Origin of the sequence: Pseudomonas sp. MWU16-30323, from assembly GCF_020515595.1 — a bacterium.
Taxonomy (GTDB): Bacteria; Pseudomonadota; Gammaproteobacteria; order Pseudomonadales; family Pseudomonadaceae; genus Aquipseudomonas; species Aquipseudomonas yamanorum.
In genome coordinates this window covers 452,505-474,451 of the sequence record NZ_JAIWYM010000001.1, presented here as the reverse complement: position 1 = coordinate 474,451, position 21,947 = coordinate 452,505, and the positions used below count along the sequence as shown (strand labels likewise).

Sequence of the window (21,947 nt, the reverse complement as noted above, 5' to 3'; positions counted from 1 at the left end):
GACGCCATGGCCGACCTGGCCGTGGTTTTTCACTGGGCACCATCTGACATGGATCAGTTGGGCTTGCAGGAATTGATGGACTGGCGCGAACGGGCGCGAATGCGGAGCTGTGTCGATGGCGAATGATTTAAGACTGCGCGTGTTGCTGGACGCCATCGACAAAGCCACTGGCCCGTTGAAGAAAATCTCCGGGGCCAGCACTGAAACCGCCAGAGCATTGAAAGCCGCCCGTGAGCGCCTGAAGGAACTCAACACCCAGCAGAAAGACGTGAGCGCCTGGCGCTCTCAAAAGACTGCTGCTGACGAAACTAAGCAGTCCCTCGACGCAGCCCGCGAACGGGTTAAAGCCCTCAGCCAGCAATTCGCCGCGACCGGCGTACCCACCAAGGCCATGACCAGGGACGTCCGCGCGGCGGTGCGCGAAGCACAGCGTCTGAAACAAGAACACCAGCAGCAAAGCGAGCTGCTTCAGCGGCTGCGCTCCAAGCTCTCCGACGCCGGCATCAGCACCAAGAATCTCAGTGCCCACGAACGTCAGCTGCGCGAGCAGATCAGCTCCACGAATAACAGCATCAGCGAGCAAGGCCGGCGCCTGCGTGCGTTGAACGCCACCCAGGAACGAATGGCAAAGGCCCGAGCACGACTCGACAGCACTTACAGCGGACGCAAACAGTTCGCGGGGGATGCTGCGATGGCCGGCGCCGCTGGTATGGGCACCGGCTATGCCATCGGTCGTGGTCTGTACGCCCCCTTGCAGGAAGGCAAGCAGTTCGCACTTGAAGAGAACCGCGTCGCCGCCTTGGGCCTGGGCAAAGAAGACACCGGCAAAGCAATCGAGTTTGCCAAGCGCATGAAGACCTACGGCACCAGCGTTACGGAAAACCTGACGTTGGTACGGGATGCAATGACGGTGTTCGCCGATGAGCACGAAGCCGAAATGGTTGCCCCAACTTTGGCAAAAATGAAGTTCGCGAACCACGCCATGTACGGCGAGGAAGAAGGCTCCGAGAACGAACGCAAGTTCATGGACATGCTCAAGGTGATCGAGCTGCGTGGTGGCCTGGCAAGCAAAGAGGCGTTCATCAATCAAGCCGATATCGTGCAACGCATCCTCACCGCCACTGGTGGCCGTGTGGGACCCAATGAATGGCTGAACGTGATCAAGACCGGTGGCGTTGCGGCCAAAGGCATCAAGGACGAGGCGTTCTATTACCAGATGGAACCTCTGGTGCAGGAAATGGGCGGCCACCGCGTCGGTACGGCGATGATGAGCGCCTACTCCAACATCTATCAGGGCAAAACCACCAAGCGTGCGGCCAATAATCTGGAGAAATTGGGGTTGGTCGATCCGGCCAAGGTCAAGCACGACAAGGCAGGACAAATTGCCTTTCTCGATGTTGGGGCAATCAAGGGCAGTGAGCTGTTCCGGGAAAACCAGTTTGAATGGATGGAAAAAATCCTCTTGCCGCAGCTCGCCGCCAAAGGCATCACGGATAAAAAGCAGGTGCTGGACAGTATTGGCAGCATCTTCTCCAACCGCACCGCATCCAACCTATTCGCGCAGATGTATTTGCAACGCGAGCAAATTCACAAAAACGCCAAGCTCAATGCCGGCGCCGACGGCATCGACCAGCTCTACGACAAGGGTATGAACACCGCCCAGGGCGTCGAGCTGGAGCTGCTCGCTCAGAAAGCCAACGCTTACCGGGAGATGAGCGCGGCGATTCTGCCCACCTACGTCGAAGCACTGAAAAGCATCACCGAAGCGATTAAAGGCGTTACCGCCTGGATGAAGGAGAACCCAGCTGCTGCCGCTGCCATGTTGAAAACCCTGATGGTGGTCGGTGTGCTGGCCGGTGTCTTTGGCGCGCTTGCCTTGACCCTGGCTAGCTTGATCGGTCCTTTCGCAGTGGTCAGTTACGGCATGGGCTTGTTCGGCCTCAAGAGCGCCGGGATTGTCGCAGTAACCCAGCGGCTGTTCCCGACGTTGGTTGGCCTCGCCAGAAACGCCTTTCCTATGCTGATGCAGGGCATTCGTTTGCTGGCCATGAGTATGGGCGGTGCACTGCTGACCGCAATTCGGACGGTCGGTATGGCCCTGTGGAGCTTGGCGGCAAACCCGATTGTTCTAATCATCGCCGCCGTTGTTGCCGCGATTGCCGGTGGCGCGTACCTGATCTACCGAAACTGGGACGCGGTGAAGCTGTACTTCAGCAATGCCTGGACTGAAATCAAGGCAGGATTCGACGGCGGCATTGCTGGCATCATCACCACGCTTGTGAACTTCAGCCCTCTGGGGCTGGTGTATCAGGCATTTGCCGGAGTACTGAGTTACCTGGGCATTGAACTGCCCTCACGCTTCACCGAATTCGGCAGCATGATCGTCAACGGCCTGGTCAATGGCCTGATTTCCGGCATGGGCCTGGTGAAGGACACCATCGTATCGATCGGCGATTCGACCATTGGATGGTTCAAGGAAAAGCTTGGCATTCACAGCCCGTCGCGGGTGTTTGCGGAGCTGGGCGGCTTTACTATGGCTGGATTGACCCAAGGGTTGGAAGCCGGCGAGAAAGGTCCACTCGGGGCGATCAACGACCTCAGCAAGCAGATCACTCAAGCGGGACAGCTGTCCTTGCCAGTACCCGCGTTCCCGGCCCCTCTGATCGCCACCCCGAGCGGTGATAGTAATCCGGTTTCAGTCGTACGCCTCAGCGACGCCAGAGGGTTCGCGCTGGACAGGCCGTTGATCCCTTCCGTGCCCACGACTGCACAGTCTCCAGCACCGCTTGAGGAAAACCCTCTCACAGCCTTGATCAACTTTGGCAAGCAGTTCATCAATTCCGGCACGCGGGCACCGGGAACCGCAGCGGCACCTTCAATCGCGGTAGAAAAGAAGCCATACGCGCAATTGCACTCTGCAGACAGGCCCTTCATTCCTTCATTACCCGCCACTGCACAGGCTCCAGCACCGCTTGAGGAAAACCCTCTCACAGCCTTGATCAACTTCGGCAAGCAGTTCATCACCGCTGGGACGTTGGCGCTGGGAACGGTAGCGACACCCGCAATCGCTATCGATGAACGCCCCCCAATTAATCAGCTCGCGGCGCCTAGCTATGACAGCCATGACCACTATGAAATCAACATCCACCCAGCCCCAGGTGACGATGCACGAGCGATTGCCCGGGCTGTGCGTGCCGAGCTGGCCCGCATCGCTAGCGAGAAAAGTGCCCGCACGCGCAGCAAGCTGTCTGATCTGGAGTAATGCCCAATGATGCTCGCCCTTGGCATGTTCGTTTTCAGCCTCACGACCGCCGCCTACCAGGAGCTGCAGCGCCAAACCAACTGGCGCCATGCAAGCAATAGCCGAATCGGTGCAGCACCTGCACGGCAGTTCCTCGGGCGTGGCGAGGACACCATCACGCTGCCAGGTATCCTCCTCCCGGAACTGGCAGGCACCACTCTCAGCTTGGACACCCTTCGATTAATGGCCAACACCGGCACGGCCTGGCCCATGGTCGAAGGCAGTGGCCGCATATACGGCTTGTGGGTCATCGAAAGCCTGAGCGAAACCAAGACCTTTTTCTTTCGCGATGGGACGCCTCGGCGCATTGAGTTTAACCTTTCCCTCACACGTACCGACGATGACCGGATCGACCTGCTCGGCGCAGGCACTGCCGTCGGCATGAACATCCTGCGCGGGTTGCTATGATCGAGGCCGCCCTTTCCCGTGTAACCGGTTTTTTGAAGGACACGGTCGGTCGCTACAAGCGCGATGCGGCATATCCGGTACCGGCTTTCCGCCTGACCGTCGACGGCAACGACATCGCCCAGCTCATCAGCCCGCGGCTGATGAGCCTGGAGCTAACCGACAATCGCGGAATCGAGGCCGACCAGCTCAGCATCACTCTTAGCGACCACGACGGCTTGCTGTCGATTCCACCCAAAGGCGCTGTGGTGCGGTTATGGCTGGGCTGGAGCGACACCGGTCTAGTCGATAAAGGCACTTACACCGTCGACGAAACAGAACACAGCGGCGCCCCGGACGTGCTGAGCATCCGTGCCCGCTCGGCAGACCTGCGCAAGGGGCTCAAGACCAAGCGCGAACGCAGCTGGAGCAATACAACCCTCGGTGACGTCCTGGGCGATATCGCCATCGGTAATGGCCTCACCGCCACCATTGCCGGTGCCCTCGATGGCCTGCCCATCCTGCAGCTGGATCAGGCCAACGAGTCAGACGCTAATCTGATCAGCCGCCTGGGCGAAGAATTCGACGCTGTGGCCAGCGTCAAGGCCGGGTGCCTGTTGTGCATGCCTGCCGGTGGTGGAAAGACTGCCAGCGGCCTGGATCTGCCTCACATCACCCTCACCCGCTCCGACGGTGACCAACACCGCTACCTGATGGCGGACCGTGATAGCTACGACGGCGTGCGCGCCTACTTCTACGACGTGAACAGTGCCAAAAAACAGGAAGCCATTGCCGGCGGCGGCGAAAACCTCAAAGACCTGCGCCACACCTACAGCGACAAACAGTCAGCCCTACGTGCGGCCCGGGCAGAATTCAACCGCCTGCGCCGTGGCAGCGCCACGCTCAGCTACACGCTCGCTATGGGACGGCCCGATCTGATCCCGGAACTGACCTACACGCTCCACGGCGTGAAGGACGAAATCGACGAAATCATCTGGTACGGCGGCAACGTGCAGCACAACCTCAGCCCAGACAACGGCTACACGATGAGCCTGGAGCTGGAAAGCAAGCTGCCGGAAGACACGGTCGACGACCTGGCTGAAGAGAACAAACTGAATTACACCGGGATCATCGCCTACTACCGCGACGACAAAACTGGCAAAGAGAAAACCATGACGGCCGGCGACCAGGCAAAGCCGAGACGGCTGCTGTGGCTGTACGCCAACAAGAATACGGCGAAGCGCGCGGTGGATCGGGAATGGAAGAGGTTACAGGCGGCGAAGGCCGAGGTGGAAGGCCCCACAAGCGGCAGGGCCAAGGTGTAGGGATGTTATTCGCCAAACACAGTAATGACCGTGCCACCACCATCACGAGCGAAGGCTTGGCATTCGACGGCCAAACCTTTTTGCTCGACAGTGGCAATCTCACTGTCGTCCTTCAGTGCTTCTTTGCGGCACTGCTTGGACGCCTTCACGACCGCTGCCGCAGACTGGATTGAAACCAGACTACCAGCACGACCGACAAGGTCATAGAAAGCTTGGTCCGGGGCTGGACCATCCCAGGTGATGGCGATGTTAGGGCTGCTCATGGCACAGCTGAGAGACAGCGCAGTGTTCTGCCCGTCACGATATTCAGTGGTCTGTTTGCCTTCGGTTTGCTTGACGAGGGACAGATGGCGTTCCTGCTGGAGGGCAGCAAGAATGGTATCGCAAGGTTCAGCGAGCGCATTTGTGGAAAGCGCCAGCAACAGCGCGCAAGCTCCAATATCAATCAATACGTCAGTTTTCACAGCAGCCCCTCTCTGGATCATTCCTTGATACCTTTGCATCTGGCGTGTTGCCAAGTTCCATAGGCTATTAAGCGATGGCCGTTTCGGCAATAGCAGCATTATGAGTGATTGCGCCAACTTGACCACCTACAAAAACATCGATGCATCCGGCATCGGACCGAGAGGAATACCATGGCGTTGATCATTGGTGATGGTTTGGACGAGTTTCGCGAGAAGCTTTCTAATGCCCCCGTTTTGGTCCCCAACTGGCATGTAGGAAACGACAACTGGCTCGAACAGGTACTGATAGGTCTTTGGCCGCAGTTTGTCGCGTTGCGTGACGAGATCAAAAAAGATGCTGCCTGTGCCACCGTAGAGGCAAGCGCTAACTATGAAAAGTGGCGCGCACAGCTGATCCCCCTGAACCCCAAAGCGTCTGACGTGGAGATTGATGAAGAAGCGAAACGTCGATCCGGTATCGACAAAACACCCGAAGAGCGAGTTTCCCACCGCTACTTAGGGCGGATCATGATTCTTTATACCGAGGTGGCAATACTCTCAGCGGCACTTTGTGAAGCTGAGATAAATCTTGCCTTAGCTTGGGCACTCTCGATGCTTGATAGGGAGGATGAATTCCGACTCATCGAGTTGAAACCGACGCCGGAAAAATGGTTGCATGGTCCGAAAACAGTGCTACCTAACTACGTGTTACCTTCAGGTTGTGCCGAGGCCGAAACGCTACGTAAAGTCTTTAGTCAGAGAAATCGTTTAGTTCATCCCAAATCGACGATCCACAAAGCTGGTAAGCACAAACTGGGCGCAAAGGTGTTGAATCCTCCAAAGCTTAAGGATTTGCTTATGTGGATAGAACGCTACTTCAGCCTGCCTTTTGATCTGGCCGATTTTTTGCGAACTCAACCGCCGATCAACGGTGACCAATTTCCCGTTATGACTTGGAGAGATACGATCGAGAGGGCAACTCAGCATAAGCTTCCACGACCAGACGATCCGCCTTGCGACCAGCCGATATCACCCCATGCCTAACTAGGTTCGTTCTCTGCCGGCCATAGTGCGAAGCATGCTGGTCCAAACGATGCAATCATCGGCCAGGTTGGATGAACAAGGCTGGTCATGTCGCATACAAATAGGTGGTGAGCTGGAGTGCGCCTTTGCACATGATGCGCACCGCATCTGCCTTATTTAAAAGCCCGGCGTACCGGGCTTCTCCCCTCTACTGGGCGTTCAAGAGCACATCAATGAACCGAAGGATGTCGTTCCGGTGTTCTTCACTCAACTGCCTGAACCCCTTCAAGAGGTGCAACTCGGCGGTGGTCAAACGCTGGTCTTCATTGCTTCCGTTTTGATTGGTCTCTGCATCGCTGTTCACCGACATGTTCTACTCCCTTTACAACACGTAACGGGTGCCCGGCACCGTCAGTAGTGCCGTCGAAAACACCCGGCGAACGAACGATTCTCAGCATGTTTGGATGTGCCACCACCCCTACCATGCAATAAAAAGCGACGGACGCTGTGGGTAGAGAAGTAATCAGATGTAGTCCATAGAGAACTCGGCCAAGTGAATGCCACCGGCCCGTGATGCAGAAGAAAACTTAATGAGCCGGCGCTATTGCCAGGGCATTGGTGAGACGCACGACGGACGCTTTGTCGCCGTCGGAAAGCGATCGGTAACTTTCAAGAATTTTGGATTCGACGCTATCAATCCCGTCCTCTGACAGCAGCGCCTTGGCGCCTGTCAGCACGTATTGAACATCCACCCCAGCCTTTTCCAGCGCTGACAGATAACGCAGATCAGGCGAATTGGTACCCAGTTCGTACGCTTTCTGTGTCCCTCGGCTGACGCTTCCCAACGCCCCAAAATCTGTCTGATTCAGGCCCAAACGGTCGCGCTCTTCTCTCAGGCGATCGCCCACCCCATCAGAAATGTACATTTTTTTGATCAACCCTTATTGACTTGAACATTTTTTTATTCAAGAATGACCCCACATCAACACGAACCAACACACATGAACACTATGCCCGCCCCCCTTACACCCGAGCAAGCCCGCGCGGCTCTTGACCGCAAAGGCGTGAGCATTGCCGAGTTCTGCCGAAAGTATGAGCTGAACAGAAATCTGGTCAGCGACCTGCTCAACGGCCGCAAGAAAGGTCGTCGTGGAGAAGCGCACCGGGCAGCAGTACTGCTCGGGATCAAAGACGGCGTGATTACAAACTAGGGCCTCTGGCTCCAAGGGGAAACCAGAAGATGAAACGCCGAGTTCTAGACAGCAGAAAGAACGTGGTCATGGCCGTTATCAGCGCCTATCCAGGTGGCCGCGCCTACGCAGCCGCAAACCTCGGGATGCCGCTCAAGAAGTTCGACAATCAGGCCTACGAAAACGCAGGCAGCCGCCCTCTTACCGACGAACATATCCATCGGTTGGAGCAGGTCGCGAAAACAGCCTTTCTCCCTGACTACATCGCCTCAATGTACGGCGGCATGTTCGTACCGTTGAGCCTCCCGGAAACGCTGGACAACGTGGAGCTGTACAGCCGCTCGCTCAAGGCTTCGGCCAAGCGGGGCAAGGTCGACCAGATCATGTCCGCCGCCCTGGATGATGGGGTTATCGAAAAGCGAGAGGCCGACGCGATCGTCGCCGCGTTGATCACCTACATGTCGGCCCGGTATGCCGAGGTGTTCGCGACCATCCAGCTTTACAGCGCGGGAGCTGTCCAGTGAGTACTTACAAACTGGTCTGCCCTTGCTGCAACAGTTCGATGCGTATCCGCACCTCCGAAGGGCAAACGCCTTGTTTCCGTTCGATGTACTCGGAATGCACCAACCTGCTGTGCGGCGCCACCTTTTCCGGCTCCTTGGTCTGGGAATATCAGCTCAGCCCGTCGGGCATTGACCGCCCACTTACAGTGCTGCCGATGGCTCCTACGAAAGTGCGTTTGCTTGCACGTCGAAACCTCACGGTAAAGAACGATCAACCCGACCTGCTGGACCAACTGGAAATGGAGCGTGCGTGATGAATACAGCTACCGATACCGATTACCAGGAATACCAGGCGACCATGCAAACCGCTGGCCTGTCCTTCTTGCAACGTCACCAGGCCGAGTACCTCGGCAACGACCAATTGCTTTTCTGCCGCGCGGTGCAGCACTTGGTGGCCAGCCTGGAAGTGCCTTTGCACATGGCTGAAAAACTGATCAGCCGCGCCTACGGTGAACTCAAATCCAACAACGACCGCCACCAGCTGGACGTCGATGCAAGCTCCGGTGCCGTGGCTGTCATCACAGACCCGGCCAGCGGAATGACCTGGGCCGTCCCGGTCAGCCTGATCTACCAACGCATCATCAACGCACCGGAAAACCGCCGACTGCGCCTCGTAACACCGTAAACCCCGACTAACCCCGCCCGCCCCCGTTTTCAATGGGTTTGGGTGAGCTTTGCCCGCAATCCGAGGTGGACCATGGAAATCGACATCGCCGTCACCGCAAAACTGCCCCGTGACCAGGCAGAGGCCCTGCTCCAGGACCTGCGCGTGCAGTACTCGGCACTGCTCAACGAGCACTGGTATGACGATCGGTTTCGCATGATCCCCGAGGGTTTTCGGCATGACTCGTTGCTCGCGGCCTTCCCGGTGATGGCCGCGCAAAAACGCCTGATCGGCGCCCTTAAATACAGCCTTGGCGAAGTGAAGTAAGCCACGATGAAGATGGAATACGAATTGCGCGCCGACATCTTGGACCGCCTGAAATCCGACTATGGATTCAAGTACAAGACCGGTAAATACATGCGAGAGGGCAAGTGCCCTGCCTGCAACAAAAAGGAGCTGTTCGCTTTCCACGATGATCCGTGGGTCATCCGCTGCGGCCGTGGTAAGTGCGGCCAAACCTGGCACGTAAAAGAACTCTACGAGGATCTGTTCAATGACTGGAGCACCCGTGCACCGGCTACTGAACAGCACCCAAACGCTACTGCCCGTGCTTACTTGGAATTCGCCCGGGGTTTCCGCTTCGATGTAATTCAGGGCTGGTTTACCCAGGACTCATACTTTTCCAACGAGCTGAACGAAGGCAGCGCCACAGTGCGGTTCGCGCTGGACAAAGGCGGCTACTGGGAACGGTTAATTGACCGCCCACATCGCTTCGGCAAGATGAAGGCTCGCTTCAAACCAGGCGACAGCCCCCGTGGCGTGTGGTGGTGCCCGCCATGCGTCGAGTTGTTGGATGTCAAAGAGCTGTGGATTGTCGAGGGCATCTTTGACGCCATCGCCCTGGTACACAACGGCATTGCAGCAGTGTCAGCGATGTCCTCCGGTGCATATCCAGAGGAGTCGCTTAAAGAGCTGGCTCGCCAACGCGGCGGGAAGCTACCCAAGCTGATCTGGGCCTTGGACAACGAACCCGGTGCCCATCGATACACCAAGCGCTGGGTACGTCAGGCACGCGCCCTCGGTTTTGTCTGCGAAGCAGCGCAGATTCCCCAACCAGATAGCCGCAAGGTTGACTGGAATGACCTGCATCAGCGCTGGCAGTTTGTCGACGGCGACGAACAGCGTGCCCAACAGATCGAAAAGGATCTGAAGGCTGCCCGCTATCACGGCGACCTGCTTTTAGCCGAAAGCGCCTCAGAGAAAGGCGTGTTGATGTACGACTGGAGCGAGCGCCATGAATTCTTTTTCGGGTTCGAAAGCCGGATGTACTGGTTCAAAATGGACCTGGAGAAATTCCACAAGGCCATGCAGTCGCTGGAATCTTCCGAACGTCAGGAAGACCAACTGCTCAACGACAAACAGCGCCGTGACAAGGCTCTGCGCCAATGCGGTGGCGTGGTCGAAATTGCGAACTGCTACCCCCAGGCTCTGTACTTCCAGCGCAACGAAGTTACCGACGAGTCTTGGTACTACTTCCGCGTGGACTTCCCCCATGACGGGGGCAGCGTTAAAAACACCTTCACCGGCGGCCAGGTCGCCGCCGCCAGCGAATTCAAGAAACGTTTGCTCAGCATGGCGGCAGGCGCTGTATTCACCGGCAGCGGCCAGCAGCTCGACAAGATTATGAAGGACCAGCTCTACGGCTTGAAAACCGTGGAGACCATCGACTACGTGGGCTACAGCAAGGAACACGGCGCCTATGTGTTCGGCGATATCGCGGTGCGTAACGGTGTGGTCAGCCAGGTCAACAAGGAAGACTTCTTTGAGTTCGGCAAGCTGCGCCTCAAGACGCTGCAGAAGTCGATCGCCATGCACATCCAACGCGACGCCAAGCAGTACCGCAGCGACTGGCTTCCGATGTTATGGATGTGCTTCGGTGCCAAGGGCATCGTGGCCCTGGCCTTTTGGTTTGGCTCGCTGTTCGCTGAGCAGATCCGCGCTCAGTACAAGTCATATCCCTTCCTGGAAGTCACGGGCGAGGCCGGCGCCGGTAAAACCACTTTGCTCACTTTTCTATGGAAACTGCTGGGCCGTGAACACGAAGGTTTCGACCCATCGAAGTCAACCCGCGCCGGCCGGCAGCGGGCCATGGGCCAGGTATCCAACATGCCAGTGGTGCTCATTGAGGGAGACCGTAATGAGCCGGATAAAGCGCATGCAAAGGGATTCGATTGGGATGAACTGAAGGACTTTTTCGGAGGTGGCACCCTCGGTACCAAGGGCATGAAAACCAGCGGCAATGAGACCTACGAGCCGCCGTTTCGCGGGGCGATCGCTATCAGCCAAAACGCCGATGTCAGCGCATCTGAAGCGATCCTGACCCGGATTATCAAATCTCACTTCGCGCGGCCAGAGGTGACCACGGAGAGCCGAGCAGCGGCCGATAACCTCAACCTGATCCCAGTAGAACAGCTAAGCCACTTCCTGCTAATGGCCGTGCGCGCGGAAGCCCAGATCATGGCGAAATTTGCCGAGCGCGTCCTGGTTCATGAACAGCACCTGCGCAAGCTCAAGGACATTCGCGTCGAGCGGATCATCAAGAACCACAGCCAGATCATGGCCCTGGTGGATTGCCTGTGCCTGATTTGCCCGTTGGACGAAAACCAGCGGGTCACTACCCAGCAGGCTTTGACCGTCATGGCCTTGGAACGCCAGTCAGCGATTAGCGCCGACCACCCGCTGGTGGCTGAATTCTGGGAAGTCTACGAATACCTGGAAAGTCTGGGCGATGGCCCGCAGGTCAACCACAGCACTGACCCGAAGCTGATCGCCATAAATCTCAACGAATTCGCCGAGCTGGCCAGCATCCACCGCCAGAACCTGGCCGACCTCAAGACCTTGCGTTCCCTGCTGACGGAGAGCCGCAGCAGAAAGCTGCTGGAAACCAACAAGTCAACGTACAGCGCGGTCCGCGCCTCTCAAAGCGCCGGCAATGCCTTGTTCAACAAACCACTCACCGTGCGCTGCTGGGTGTTCAAGAGCGCGTAACTGCGGGACCTAGTCAACGAAGGTATGACCATGAAATGGGCAATCAAACGAAACAGAGACGGGCAAGTGCAGCAGAACTGCTGGATCACCGACAACGGTTACACCGTCGCCGAATGCCGGTTACCTGAGTCGCGCTACCCCGTAACTCGACCTGGGGGAGAACTGCCGTTTGCTTATGCAAAGGACCGGGACGAAGTCATAGCAATCATTGAGCAGGACATGGCCGACGAAGCCTGAAAACACACCGGGGCTGCAACCCCTCGACACCGATCACCCAAAGGAGAAGCACCATGCACGTACAAGTCATCACCGGTGACGGCCAACAAGGCGAAACCAACCGCCTTCGGCACCTGAAAGAGCTGAAGGACTGGTTTAACGAGTCCGGGAAGATCGTTCACGCCGAAGCATACGACCCGGCCGGCCTGGTCGCGATCCTGGAGGTTCGTGCAGTAAGCGACAAAGAAATTCTGGTGCTTGAGTGCAGCCGGGAACAGATCCAGGCAGTCCTGGAATGGCAGTCAGCAACGGACGAGGTTGTTGAATTTGAAAACCTGCTGCTGCACCTGGTGCGGAAGCAAAACCCAACCGGCGAAAGCCAGTAAGAAGGTGGTGTCGAGGGGCTGCAACCCCTCGACACCGACCACCCAAAGGAGAAGCACCATGCAAGTGAATCAACCCCAAGGCGGCACCGCAGAGGCTACCACAACACCGCTAGCTGTCGGCGACAAGGTCAGTTACATCGCCATCAGTGGTGGTGGTCGTAGCTACAGGTTCAGCGCCCGCAAAGCCGTAATCGAGGCAATCACTGGCGATATCGCGACATTGCGCAGTGCAAATGGCCGAACCACCACACAGCCGCTAAGCAAATTGACACCCGGCGGCCAGCCCAACGCGCTAACTCGCATGCTCATGGGAGGGCAGTGATCATGTCTGATTTCTTCTATAAGTCCAGCGAGCCTGAAACCGTTGCCATCGTTCGCGAATTTTACTTAATGAAGCACGTTCTCAGCGCTCAGTTGATAGCACTGGGGGTGCACTTCGGGGGCAAAGTCGCGCAAATGCGGGACATCACCTCCCACTTCGCTGGTGGCGTGAAACTCAGCGGGGGAGCTGAGCTGGATGTCCATTGGTGCCGCCCTGATGACCATGGCTACCGTTCACTGCGCACCGCTGCCAAGCCTGGCAAGGGCATATCCAAGGAAGACCGCGCATCAATTCGAGCAGAGCACGAGCGTCTCATTGGCTTGTGGAACGAGCACTGCCCTGAACGTCTCAGAACCCATGGATATTGGGAACGGCTGGGGGTGAACACCGGCAGCGTACTTTTGAGCGGCGGGGTCAAATTTGAACTCGGCGACACCGCGTATTTCCACCTTGGTTTTCAAATCAATGAAGCGGAGCACCTGGCCGATATCGCAGACGGCAAGCCAACGAACGGCTGGATCGTCGGTGCAGTTGAAATCCTGGCTAGCGAATACGAGGCAGCACGCCTGGCGAAGTTGAAGGCAGTCGAGGTGTCCAATGCTTAAGCGCACCCTCACCCACTTCCACCTCTGCTGCGGCCTCGGCAGCGGCGCCGCTGGCTTCAGCGACTCCAAACCAGCCCTAGGCCCCGTGCAAGCCGAATGGCGCTGCCTGGGCGGCGTCGACGTGGACCCGGCCGGCTTGCGTGACTTCCAGATGATGACTGGTGTGCCTGGCACGCTGATGGACTTGTTCACCCGCGAGCAGTTCACCGCGTTCCACGGCCAGCAGCCGCCCGCCGGATGGAAGGAAGCCACCGCCGAGGATCTGCGCCGCGCCGCCGGCAACGAAGACCCGGACGCCGTGTTCATCAGCAGCCCCTGCAAGGGGGCCTCTGGCCTGTTGTCCGAGACAATGAGCCAGACGCCCAAATACCGGGCGCTCAACGAGCTGACGTTGCGCTGTGTGTGGCTGATGTGCGAAGCCTGGAAGCACAACCCGGTGTCACTGATCGTGTTCGAAAACGTGCCGCGCCTGGCAACCCGGGGCCGGTACCTGCTGGACCAGATCACCAAGCTGCTCAGGCACTACGGTTACGCGGTGGCGGAAACCACCCATGACTGCGGCGAAATTGGCGGGTTAGCCCAGAGCCGCAAGCGCTTCTTGCTGGTGGCCAGGCACGTCGAGAAGGTGCCGGCGTTCCTTTACGAGCCGGAAAAACGCAGCCTGCGGGCCGTTGGTGATGTGCTGAGCCGCATGCCGCTGGCCGGCGATATCGACCAGGCGGGGCCGATGCACCGGGTACCGGCATTGCAGTGGAAAACATGGGTTCGCCTGGCATTGGTGGAAGCAGGTAAGGACTGGCGCAGCCTGAGCCGGTTTGCGATCGAGGACGGCTACCTGCGCGACTTCGTGATCGTGCCGGAATACCGCGCCGGTTATATGGGAGTGCATGACTGGCAGGACACCGCCGGGACGGTCGCCGGCCGGTCGAGCCCAACCAATGGCAAGTTCTCGGTGGCGGACCCTCGGCCCACCAGCAAATTTGAATACACCCAATACGGGGTACTGCCCTACGACCGCCACTGCGGCGTGGTCACAGGGCAACGGAGCCCAGGGCAAGGCACGTTCAGCGTTGCAGACCCACGCATGGGCGGCGAGCGGCATAACAACGTCTTCCGCGTGGTGCACAACGACCAAGCCGCCGGAACTGTCACTGCGGGGCATGGCCCCAGCTCCGGCGGGCAAGCCGTGGCCGACCCTCGGCAACCATCCAAAGGTTTCGGCAAGTACCTGGTCACCGACTACAGCAAGCATGCCGGCACGGTCATCGCCGGCAGCACCACCGGCCAGGGCGCTTTTGCCGTGGCCGATCCGGCTTACAAGAACTGGCACCCAGCGGCCAGCACGCAAAAGCTGCGAATCACTCCCTGGTGCGACAGCGCCAAGACCGTGACCGGCTCGCAGCAGGTTGCGAGTGGAGCGTTATCGATCGCGGATCCGCGCCCGGGTATGTCGCGCACCAAGGGCGACGCGTACCTGACTGGCGGGCATTACGGTGTCGTCGACTACAACGCACCGGCCGGCGCTGTGTCCGCTAGTGCCTGTCACGACAACGGCCGGTGGTCGGTAGCGGATCAGCGCATGCCGGCGCCCAACGACCGACTGACCTGCATGATCACCAGCCTCGACGGTACCTGGCACCGCCCGTTCACCACCCTGGAGCTGGCCGCGCTGCAATCGCTGTTTGATCCAGAGGATCACTGGTCAACGGATCCACAGACAGCCCATGAAATCCAGGTGATGCAACGGGTGCGCAAGATCGAGCAAGCGCCGTTCTTCCTGCTGGACGGTATCAACGATGGCAACCACCGGGAACGGATCGGCAACGCGGTACCGCGCGCGGCGGCAAAAGCGATGGCGGATGTTTTCGGCATGACCCTGCTGCTTTCCGAAGCTGGGGAGACATTCATGCTCAGCAACGTGTCGATTTGGGTGCAGCCGGTGGCGATTGCGTTGAGCATGGCTCAGCAGGAGGTTGGTCATGTCTGACCTCTTTTTCTTGCAGGACAGCCGCAGTAACGTCGGCAGCCGGGCCATGTTCTGGCGCAACGGAGGCGGCTACACCTCGAACCTGAACGAGGCTGAGCAGTTCAAACACGAGTCAGCAATCAAGCAGTACGAGTGCCGCGAAACCGATCTGCCCTGGCCAGTGGAGTACGTCCGACCCCGGGCAGAGGTCGGCGTTGACTGCCAGTACCTCACCAAGTCAGAGGCCGAGGCCTACTGCAACGAAGACGGCCGCGTATATGTGGCCTACGCACGCGAGTGGGATGGCAATGATCTGGTGTGGCACGGCGGCAAAGGCCCAACCGCGAACCTGGATGACGCCATCCACCCAGGGGTGGCAGATGCCGCCGGGTACCTGGCCCAAGGCTTCGAGCTTTGGCCATGCGGATACATCGTCGAGCGTTCCCGGCCGGTAGTCCCTGCCGCTTTGCTCGACCACAGGCAGGCACTACGCTCGGTCGGCCTCAAGCTGCCCAAGCTCAAGCGCCCGCGAAACCGCATCTACAGCGACCGGCTCAACTGCGAAGGTTGCGGGCGTTTCCTCAGCGAGCGTCAACGCTTCGACGACTGCCCGAACTGCGGGGCGAGGAATGCACCATGACCGTATTCCTTTTGCTTTACCTGTGCGCGGATGCGACCCGTACGGATTGCCAGGTGGTGAGGGCTGATAGCTGGAACGGCCCTCACGCCTACGAACGATGCGAAGAAGCCGTACCAAGCCTGACCGAGGCGCTGACTGCGCCCAACCGGAAACAGCATCGATTTGTGTGTGAGATCCAGGACGACGGAGCAAAACCCGCAGAACACAGAGCGCCGCCAATATTTATTCATCAATCGTTTCGGATGTAAGAGGGACCACCATGAACACAGCGTTCATTCTTATGGCCCAATACGACGGCCAGGCGATTATCTCGCTGGAGCTAGTGTGCCGGGATTACTTCACACACCTAACGCCGGACATGTTTCAGCGCAAGGTGATGAGCGGTCAGATCAAGTTGCCCATCACCCGGTTGGAGCCTAGCCAGAAGTCGGCCAAGGGTATCCACCTCACCGACTTGGCCGCGTACCTAGACTTACAACGCGCGGCCGCGGTTAAAGAGCACCGACAGCTCAACGGGATAAAACACGCCGTTTGAGCCACTTCTCTGATGCGGCGCCCAGTTGGACGGGCGCCCTCAGTATCTTTTCATGCCATTCCCAGCCCACATAACGATCACCCTTGCCACGTAGATGGGTGTAGCGCCTCATTGAATTCCAATCCCGATGGCCAGACACACTTGCCACACGCGGGATATCCCAATCCATTTCGAACAGTCGGCTGACGCCCTCATGGCGAAGGTCATGAAAGTGCAGATCCACAATTTCCAGGAACTTGCAGGCTCTCGCCCAGGACGTGGAGATTGACTCAGGGCTGTAGGGGAATATGTCGTCGCCGGCCTTCGGCATTGACTGGAGGATCTGCCACGCCTCGTCCGGCAGGTAACACCAAACATCGTTGCCGATCTTCTGCCCGGGGTTCTTCATGTCGCGCACCAGCACCCGCTGGCCAGCCTCGTCGACGTCCGGCCAGCGAATACGGGTTATTTCATCCAGCCGGCGCGTGGAAAACAGTGCAAAGCCCACAACTTTCAGCATGTTGGTGACGGTGGGACGCCTCGCCTGCATGTCCTGGTAGTGCTGCAGCACACTCGCCAACTCGTCCAACGTCGGCCGACGGTCACGCTCACGGCTTTTCAGGTTGTAGCCCAGCTTGCGTAGCACCCGGCGCGCACCGCCCATCGCGAGAGGATCGACCTGGTAACCCCACGCATCTTTAGCAATCGCCAGTACAGCGCCGAGGTGCGCCAGGTCATTGCCGGCGGTTTGTGGCTGAACCCTGCCGCCTTCCGCGCTCATTCTCCACAGGGCGAAGTCGACCAGGCACTGAGTGTTGATGTCCGTATCGGTCAACTCGCCCAGGTACGTCTCACCGATGGCGGTGAGCGTCGCACGCTTGGTTTTTCCCAGCGGCCGGGCTTTCTCGACTTCGACCAAGTAGCGAGCGGTCATCTCTTTGAGCGTGGCGCCTTTGCGACTCGCCCGCTCGATCGCACCAGGTTCATCCAGTTCCGACTCACGTTTGCGTGCCCAAGCCTGGGCAGCCTGTTTTCGGGCGAAGGTCTGGCTCTCTTGGTAGACTTGCACTCCGTCGCGTTTGATGCGGATTTGAGCCGTGTAGCTCACAGTCCCATCCGCCAGTTTTCTTGCCCTGATAGTCGCCATATCGAAAGTGGTACGCGTCAGTTTTGAAGTGGTACATCGTACCACCCAGCCCTCAAAAACGCCTGAAAACGCCCTAAAACACGTCAAGAACACGTTGAGTAAAATGCTAGATAAACAGAGCTTTAGCCCAGCAGAATCAAGCCCCGCACTGTCTCGGCGCTTTAGCGTTGCACCCATGATGGATTGGACCGACAGACACTGCCGCTTCTTCCTGCGCCTTCTCTCCAAAAACGCCCTGCTCTACACCGAGATGGTCACCACCGGCGCAATCCTCCACGGCGACCACGAACGCTTCCTGCGTCACAACGAAGCCGAGCACCCGCTCGCCTTGCAGTTGGGCGGTAGCGTCCCCGCTGATTTGGCCGCCTGCGCCCGCATGGCCCAGGACGCTGGTTACGATGAAGTGAACCTCAACGTCGGCTGCCCCAGCGACCGGGTGCAAAACAACATGATCGGCGCGATCCTGATGGCCCACCCTGCGTTGGTGGCGGATTGTGTGAAGGCAATGCAGGACGCGGTCTCGATCCCGGTAACGGTTAAGCACCGCATCGGCATCAACGGCCGGGACAGTTATGCCGAGCTGTGCGATTTCGTCGGCAAGGTGAAAGACGCGGGCTGCACCAGTTTCACCGTGCATGCGCGAATCGCCATTCTGGAAGGGCTGTCACCGAAGGAAAATCGGGACATCCCGCCCTTGCGCTACGACGTGGCGGCGCAGTTGAAGCGGGATTTCCCTGAACTGGAGATCATCCTCAACGGCGGCATCAAGACGCTCGAACAGTGCCAGGAGCATCTACAGACCTTCGACGGCGTGATGCTGGGTCGCGAGGCTTATCACAACCCGTATTTGCTGGCCGAGGTGGATCAGCAGCTGTTTGGCAGCACCGCGCCTGTGATCAGCCGCGCCGAGGCGTTGGCGCAGTTGCGTCCTTATATAGCCGAACACCTGGCAACAGGCGGCTCGATGCATCACATCACGCGCCACGTGCTGGGGCTGGGGACGGGTTTCCCGGGGGCTCGGAAGTTTCGGCAGTTGTTGTCGGTGGATATTCATAAGGCCAGTGATCCGTTGGCGTTGCTGGATAAGGCCGGGGCGTTGTTGGAGGGGCGGTGATCTGGGTGTCAGTGGGTTTATCTGGAGGCTGACACTCCGCTTTCGCGGGCAAGCCCGCTCCCACAGTTGGATGAGGGTACATCAGGAAGATTGGGGCCTCATCGCAGGCAAGGCTGCTCCCACCGTTTGATCGGGGTGGTCATCGGGCAGTTGGGTTGAACCTGCTGGCTGTTTTGGCCTCCTATTCAGCATTGGCCGGTGATTCAAACGGCTGTTTTCAGGTTGTTGCCCTCGCAAACGATCGAATGCATTTGCGCCCTTGAGCGGCTGTCAGCGCTCGGGTAATGTCATCAGACCCACAGGACAGAGCACGCCCATGACTTCCAAGCTGGAACAACTCAAGCAATTCACCACTGTAGTAGCCGATACCGGCGATTTTTCTACCCTCGCCAAGCTCAAGCCGCAAGATGCCACGACCAACCCTTCCCTGCTGCTCAAGGCCGCGTCGATCCCAGGCTATGCCAAGCTGCTGGACGAGGCTGTTACCGACTGCAACGGCGACGTAGGCCTGGCGAGCGACCGTTTTGCGGTAGCCGTCGGCCAGGAAATCCTGAAAGTGGTGCCCGGCCGCATTTCCACCGAGGTGGATGCCCGTCTGTCGTTCGACACTGACGCTGTACTCAAGCGCGCGCATCGTCTGATCGACCTGTACGACAAGGCCGGCGTTGGCCGCGACCGTGTGCTGATCAAGATCGCTTCCACCTGGGAAGGCATCCGTGCCGCCGAGCAGCTGGAAAAGGAAGGCATCCAGACCAACCTGACGCTGCTGTTCTCCTTCGCCCAGGCCGTGGCTTGTGCTGAAGCCGGTGTGTTCCTGATTTCGCCGTTCGTAGGCCGTATCTACGACTGGTACAAGAAGGCCAACGGCAACGACTACACCGGTTCCGACGATCCGGGCGTGCAGTCGGTGACGCGCATCTACAACTACTACAAGGCCAATGGCTACAAGACCGTGGTAATGGGTGCGAGCTTCCGTAACCTGAGCCAGATCGAAGAGTTGGCCGGTTGCGACCGCCTGACCATCAGCCCGGACTTGCTGGAAAAACTGGCTGCTGACAATGGCAAGCTGGAGCGCAAGTTGGCGCCAGGCCATGCCGGTGAGGCGCGTGTGCACCTGACCGAAGCGCAGTTCCGTTGGGAATCCAACGAAGATGCGATGGCTACCGAGAAGCTGGCCGAGGGCATTCGTCAGTTCGCCCGCGACCAGGAAAAACTCGAAGCGCTGTTGGCCGCCAAGCTCTAAAAACGGCGGCGACAAAAAGGGCGGCACCTGTGAGGGTGCCGCCCTTTTTTTGTATTAGCCGATTTCGAGCCGAACTCAGTTAAAAATGTGGGAGGGGGCTTGCTCCCGAATACAGGGCGTCAGTCGCTGCATTCACTACTGACCCGCCGCTTTCGGGAGCAAGCCCCCTCCCACACTTTGACAGTGTTTCAGCTGGAAATTAGTGCCGCTCCAGCGCGTTCACCAGATCGTGGAACGCCTCACGATTGGAGTCGTTCAAGCCCATCAGGATCTTGTGGGCTTCCAGCACCTTGATCCTTACCACTTCCTCGGACTGGTCCTGGGACGGCAGGTCGGTCAGGCATTCCGGGCACGGGATCGGGCGGTCAACGATGTTGAACACTTGATCAAAGCCCATGGACTGCAGCAGACGGGTGATGTCTTCGTGGGTGGTGACGACGGTCGGCAGCAGTCCGACCTTCTGCCGAGACAGAATGGACAACTTGGCCAACAGCCCAAGGGTGGTGCTATCGATGCTGCGGGTTTCGGTCAGATCGATCACGATCGCCGAGAAATTCAAGGCTGTGAAGATCCGCTCAATCGTCGCATCCAGCGCCGAACACAAGGTCAGGCGCACTTCACCGACAAACTTCAGGACAAACGTCCCGTCTTGCTCGGCGAATTGGATTCTTCCGGTACTCATCAAAGATTCCTGCTCAACACCAATAGGGCGATATCATCCGGCATCTCCCCTAGCGTGGCCAATCCAAAAACCTGCCGCAGGCCATCCAGGCTGCCGCCCGCCGACCTGACCCGCTGGGGTAAGGCGGCTTCTTTCTCTTTGAGTGTAGGCTCTGGCAAAAGGTCCAGGATACCGTCGGACATCAGCGTCAGGCTGAAGGTCGGCGGCAGTTCCAGGATGTGGTCTTCGTAGGTGGCTTCATTGAACAAGCCCACTGGCAAACCACGCCCTTCCAGGTAGCGCACACTGTCTGGAGTGTATAAAACCGGCAATGGCAGGTGACCGCCAATGCTGTAGGTCAAGAGACCTGTTTCTTCATCAATCACGCCGCCGACCATCGTCACGTGCTTGCCCAGCTTGCAGCTGATCAGTCCCCGGTTGATGTGGCCCAGCACTTGCGAGGGAGTGAACTCCGGCAAGGTGCCATTGCGCTTGGATTCGAACAACAGCCGTGTGGTCATGAACTTCAACAACACGGTCACGAATGCCGAGGAGGCGCCGTGGCCGGAAACGTCGGCCAGGTAGAACGCGACACGCCGCTCATCAACGCGGAAGTAGTCGACGAAATCACCCGACAAGTACAGCGACGGGATGATCTGGTGGGCAAACTTGAACTCGTCGATGCTCCACGGGCTCACCGGCAGCATGTTCATCTGCACCTGGCGACCGGCGTTCTGGTCTTCCTGGAGCAGGTTCAGGCTGGCTTCGAGTTCGCGGTTGGCGGTTTCGAGCTTTTCACGGTAACGCTGGTTTTCCAGCAGCAACCGTGCACGATCCAGGGCACGGCGCACCGAGTGCTCCAGTACGGCCAAATCTTCCAGGGGCTTGATCAGGTAGTCGGCGGCGCCCAGGCGCAAGGCCTCGACCGCATCATTCATCACACCGGCACCGGACACGACAATCACCGGCGTCTGCGGAGAAAGGTCAGTCACCTGGCGGATCAGTTCGAGGCCGCCCACCTGGGGCATGCGCAGGTCGCAGATCACAAGGTCGGGCTTGTCGCGCTCGAATACCTGGAGACCCTGGAGGCCGTTGCTGGCCTGCAGGACGCTGAAGCCACTGTCTTCCAAATAGGCCGCAAGACTCGCGCGTACTACTTCGTCGTCATCGATTATCAGCAGCGTGGCACTGGTTTTCTGCATGTGGGCAAACGGCGCCAGAATTAGGTTGGCGTAGGCCGCTCGACAATGGC

At 58.6% G+C, this 21,947-nt stretch carries 27 protein-coding genes; 21 read left to right on the top strand and 6 right to left on the bottom strand.

Annotated features, from left to right (window positions below; translation table 11 throughout):
- Positions 1 to 6: 6 nt before the first annotated feature.
- Genes LIY45_RS02220 through LIY45_RS02205 form a run of 4 tightly spaced genes read left to right on the top strand, consistent with a single transcriptional unit; the run spans position 7 to position 5,010 of the window.
- Positions 7 to 126, top strand: coding sequence for a GpE family phage tail protein (locus LIY45_RS02220; RefSeq protein ID WP_177026853.1), 120 nt, complete (start codon positions 7 to 9; stop codon positions 124 to 126).
- Positions 116 to 3,262 carry a phage tail tape measure protein gene (locus LIY45_RS02215; RefSeq protein ID WP_226475166.1) on the top strand — a complete coding sequence of 1,049 codons (3,147 nt, stop codon included), beginning with the start codon at positions 116 to 118 and terminating at the stop codon, positions 3,260 to 3,262. The genes LIY45_RS02220 and LIY45_RS02215 overlap by 11 nt, the downstream gene beginning before the upstream one ends.
- A 6-nt stretch (positions 3,263 to 3,268) precedes the next feature.
- Complete coding sequence (locus LIY45_RS02210) at positions 3,269 to 3,709, top strand: phage tail protein (RefSeq protein ID WP_226475165.1); 441 nt, start codon at positions 3,269 to 3,271, stop codon at positions 3,707 to 3,709.
- Positions 3,706 to 5,010 (top strand): phage late control D family protein, encoded by a 1,305-nt coding sequence (locus LIY45_RS02205; RefSeq protein ID WP_226475164.1) that lies wholly within the window; start codon positions 3,706 to 3,708, stop codon positions 5,008 to 5,010. The genes LIY45_RS02210 and LIY45_RS02205 overlap by 4 nt, the downstream gene beginning before the upstream one ends.
- A 5-nt stretch (positions 5,011 to 5,015) precedes the next feature.
- Here the strand turns inward: LIY45_RS02205 and LIY45_RS02200 are convergent, their stop codons facing one another.
- The gene (locus tag LIY45_RS02200; RefSeq protein WP_226475163.1) at positions 5,016 to 5,474 is read right to left on the bottom strand and encodes a hypothetical protein; all 459 of its coding nucleotides are present in this window, start codon (positions 5,472 to 5,474) and stop codon (positions 5,016 to 5,018) included.
- A gap of 171 nt (positions 5,475 to 5,645) precedes the next feature.
- On the opposite strand from LIY45_RS02200, the gene LIY45_RS02195 reads away from it, so the two are divergent.
- A complete protein-coding gene (locus LIY45_RS02195; RefSeq protein ID WP_226475162.1) occupies positions 5,646 to 6,497 on the top strand; it encodes a hypothetical protein in 852 nt (283 codons plus the stop codon).
- A gap of 187 nt (positions 6,498 to 6,684) precedes the next feature.
- Here the strand turns inward: LIY45_RS02195 and LIY45_RS02190 are convergent, their stop codons facing one another.
- Positions 6,685 to 6,846, bottom strand: a complete 162-nt coding sequence (locus LIY45_RS02190) for a hypothetical protein (RefSeq protein WP_226475161.1) — start codon at positions 6,844 to 6,846, stop codon at positions 6,685 to 6,687.
- A gap of 217 nt (positions 6,847 to 7,063) precedes the next feature.
- Positions 7,064 to 7,402, bottom strand: coding sequence for a helix-turn-helix transcriptional regulator (locus LIY45_RS02185; RefSeq protein WP_226475160.1), 339 nt, complete (start codon positions 7,400 to 7,402; stop codon positions 7,064 to 7,066).
- Between the two features lie 84 nt (positions 7,403 to 7,486).
- On the opposite strand from LIY45_RS02185, the gene LIY45_RS02180 reads away from it, so the two are divergent.
- From LIY45_RS02180 to LIY45_RS02115, 14 genes are all read left to right on the top strand, one after another.
- Positions 7,487 to 7,687, top strand: a complete 201-nt coding sequence (locus tag LIY45_RS02180; RefSeq protein WP_083360378.1) for a DNA-binding protein — start codon at positions 7,487 to 7,489, stop codon at positions 7,685 to 7,687.
- 29 nt (positions 7,688 to 7,716) lie between these two features.
- Positions 7,717 to 8,190, top strand: a complete 474-nt coding sequence (locus LIY45_RS02175; RefSeq protein WP_226475159.1) for a YmfL family putative regulatory protein — start codon at positions 7,717 to 7,719, stop codon at positions 8,188 to 8,190.
- Entirely contained in the window at positions 8,187 to 8,483 is a 297-nt protein-coding gene (locus LIY45_RS02170; RefSeq protein WP_226475158.1) for an ogr/Delta-like zinc finger family protein, read from the top strand. Before LIY45_RS02175 ends, LIY45_RS02170 begins: the two co-directional genes overlap by 4 nt.
- The gene (locus LIY45_RS02165; RefSeq protein ID WP_226475157.1) at positions 8,483 to 8,854 is read left to right on the top strand and encodes a hypothetical protein; all 372 of its coding nucleotides are present in this window, start codon (positions 8,483 to 8,485) and stop codon (positions 8,852 to 8,854) included. The genes LIY45_RS02170 and LIY45_RS02165 overlap by 1 nt, the downstream gene beginning before the upstream one ends.
- A gap of 72 nt (positions 8,855 to 8,926) precedes the next feature.
- The gene (locus LIY45_RS02160; RefSeq protein ID WP_226475156.1) at positions 8,927 to 9,160 is read left to right on the top strand and encodes a hypothetical protein; all 234 of its coding nucleotides are present in this window, start codon (positions 8,927 to 8,929) and stop codon (positions 9,158 to 9,160) included.
- A gap of 6 nt (positions 9,161 to 9,166) precedes the next feature.
- Positions 9,167 to 11,881 (top strand): toprim domain-containing protein, encoded by a 2,715-nt coding sequence (locus LIY45_RS02155; RefSeq protein WP_226475155.1) that lies wholly within the window; start codon positions 9,167 to 9,169, stop codon positions 11,879 to 11,881.
- Positions 11,882 to 11,911: 30 nt separating this feature from the next.
- Positions 11,912 to 12,118, top strand: coding sequence for a hypothetical protein (locus tag LIY45_RS02150; protein ID WP_226475154.1), 207 nt, complete (start codon positions 11,912 to 11,914; stop codon positions 12,116 to 12,118).
- A 53-nt stretch (positions 12,119 to 12,171) separates the two neighbouring features.
- The gene (locus tag LIY45_RS02145; RefSeq protein WP_019818225.1) at positions 12,172 to 12,483 is read left to right on the top strand and encodes a hypothetical protein; all 312 of its coding nucleotides are present in this window, start codon (positions 12,172 to 12,174) and stop codon (positions 12,481 to 12,483) included.
- A 58-nt stretch (positions 12,484 to 12,541) separates the two neighbouring features.
- Complete coding sequence (locus LIY45_RS02140; protein WP_226475153.1) at positions 12,542 to 12,805, top strand: hypothetical protein; 264 nt, start codon at positions 12,542 to 12,544, stop codon at positions 12,803 to 12,805.
- Between the two features lie 2 nt (positions 12,806 to 12,807).
- Entirely contained in the window at positions 12,808 to 13,410 is a 603-nt protein-coding gene (locus LIY45_RS02135) for a hypothetical protein (RefSeq protein WP_226475152.1), read from the top strand.
- Complete coding sequence (locus tag LIY45_RS02130) at positions 13,403 to 15,397, top strand: DNA cytosine methyltransferase (protein ID WP_226475151.1); 1,995 nt, start codon at positions 13,403 to 13,405, stop codon at positions 15,395 to 15,397. Before LIY45_RS02135 ends, LIY45_RS02130 begins: the two co-directional genes overlap by 8 nt.
- Positions 15,390 to 16,016: a hypothetical protein gene (locus tag LIY45_RS02125; protein WP_226475150.1), complete on the top strand. Its 627-nt coding sequence runs from the start codon at positions 15,390 to 15,392 to the stop codon at positions 16,014 to 16,016. The genes LIY45_RS02130 and LIY45_RS02125 overlap by 8 nt, the downstream gene beginning before the upstream one ends.
- Positions 16,013 to 16,264, top strand: a complete 252-nt coding sequence (locus tag LIY45_RS02120) for a hypothetical protein (protein WP_226475149.1) — start codon at positions 16,013 to 16,015, stop codon at positions 16,262 to 16,264. Before LIY45_RS02125 ends, LIY45_RS02120 begins: the two co-directional genes overlap by 4 nt.
- An 11-nt stretch (positions 16,265 to 16,275) precedes the next feature.
- A complete protein-coding gene (locus LIY45_RS02115) occupies positions 16,276 to 16,551 on the top strand; it encodes a pyocin activator PrtN family protein (RefSeq protein WP_226475148.1) in 276 nt (91 codons plus the stop codon).
- Here the strand turns inward: LIY45_RS02115 and LIY45_RS02110 are convergent.
- On the bottom strand, positions 16,526 to 17,677 hold the full coding sequence (locus tag LIY45_RS02110; protein WP_226475147.1) for a site-specific integrase: 1,152 nt from the start codon (positions 17,675 to 17,677) through the stop codon (positions 16,526 to 16,528). The genes LIY45_RS02115 and LIY45_RS02110 overlap by 26 nt on opposite strands.
- Before the next feature lie 103 nt (positions 17,678 to 17,780).
- Between LIY45_RS02110 and dusA the strand changes: the two genes are divergently transcribed.
- Positions 17,781 to 18,791 (top strand): tRNA dihydrouridine(20/20a) synthase DusA, encoded by a 1,011-nt coding sequence (gene dusA / locus LIY45_RS02105; protein WP_226475146.1) that lies wholly within the window; start codon positions 17,781 to 17,783, stop codon positions 18,789 to 18,791.
- A gap of 316 nt (positions 18,792 to 19,107) precedes the next feature.
- Positions 19,108 to 20,034: a transaldolase gene (tal, locus tag LIY45_RS02100; RefSeq protein ID WP_226475145.1), complete on the top strand. Its 927-nt coding sequence runs from the start codon at positions 19,108 to 19,110 to the stop codon at positions 20,032 to 20,034.
- Between the two features lie 199 nt (positions 20,035 to 20,233).
- Here tal and rssC read toward each other — a convergent pair whose 3' ends face one another.
- Positions 20,234 to 20,716 carry an anti-sigma factor antagonist RssC gene (rssC, locus tag LIY45_RS02095; protein WP_068587814.1) on the bottom strand — a complete coding sequence of 161 codons (483 nt, stop codon included), beginning with the start codon at positions 20,714 to 20,716 and terminating at the stop codon, positions 20,234 to 20,236.
- Complete coding sequence (rssB, locus tag LIY45_RS02090) at positions 20,716 to 21,897, bottom strand: two-component system response regulator RssB (RefSeq protein WP_017477221.1); 1,182 nt, start codon at positions 21,895 to 21,897, stop codon at positions 20,716 to 20,718. The genes rssC and rssB overlap by 1 nt, the downstream gene beginning before the upstream one ends.
- Between the last annotated feature and the right edge of the window lie 50 nt (positions 21,898 to 21,947).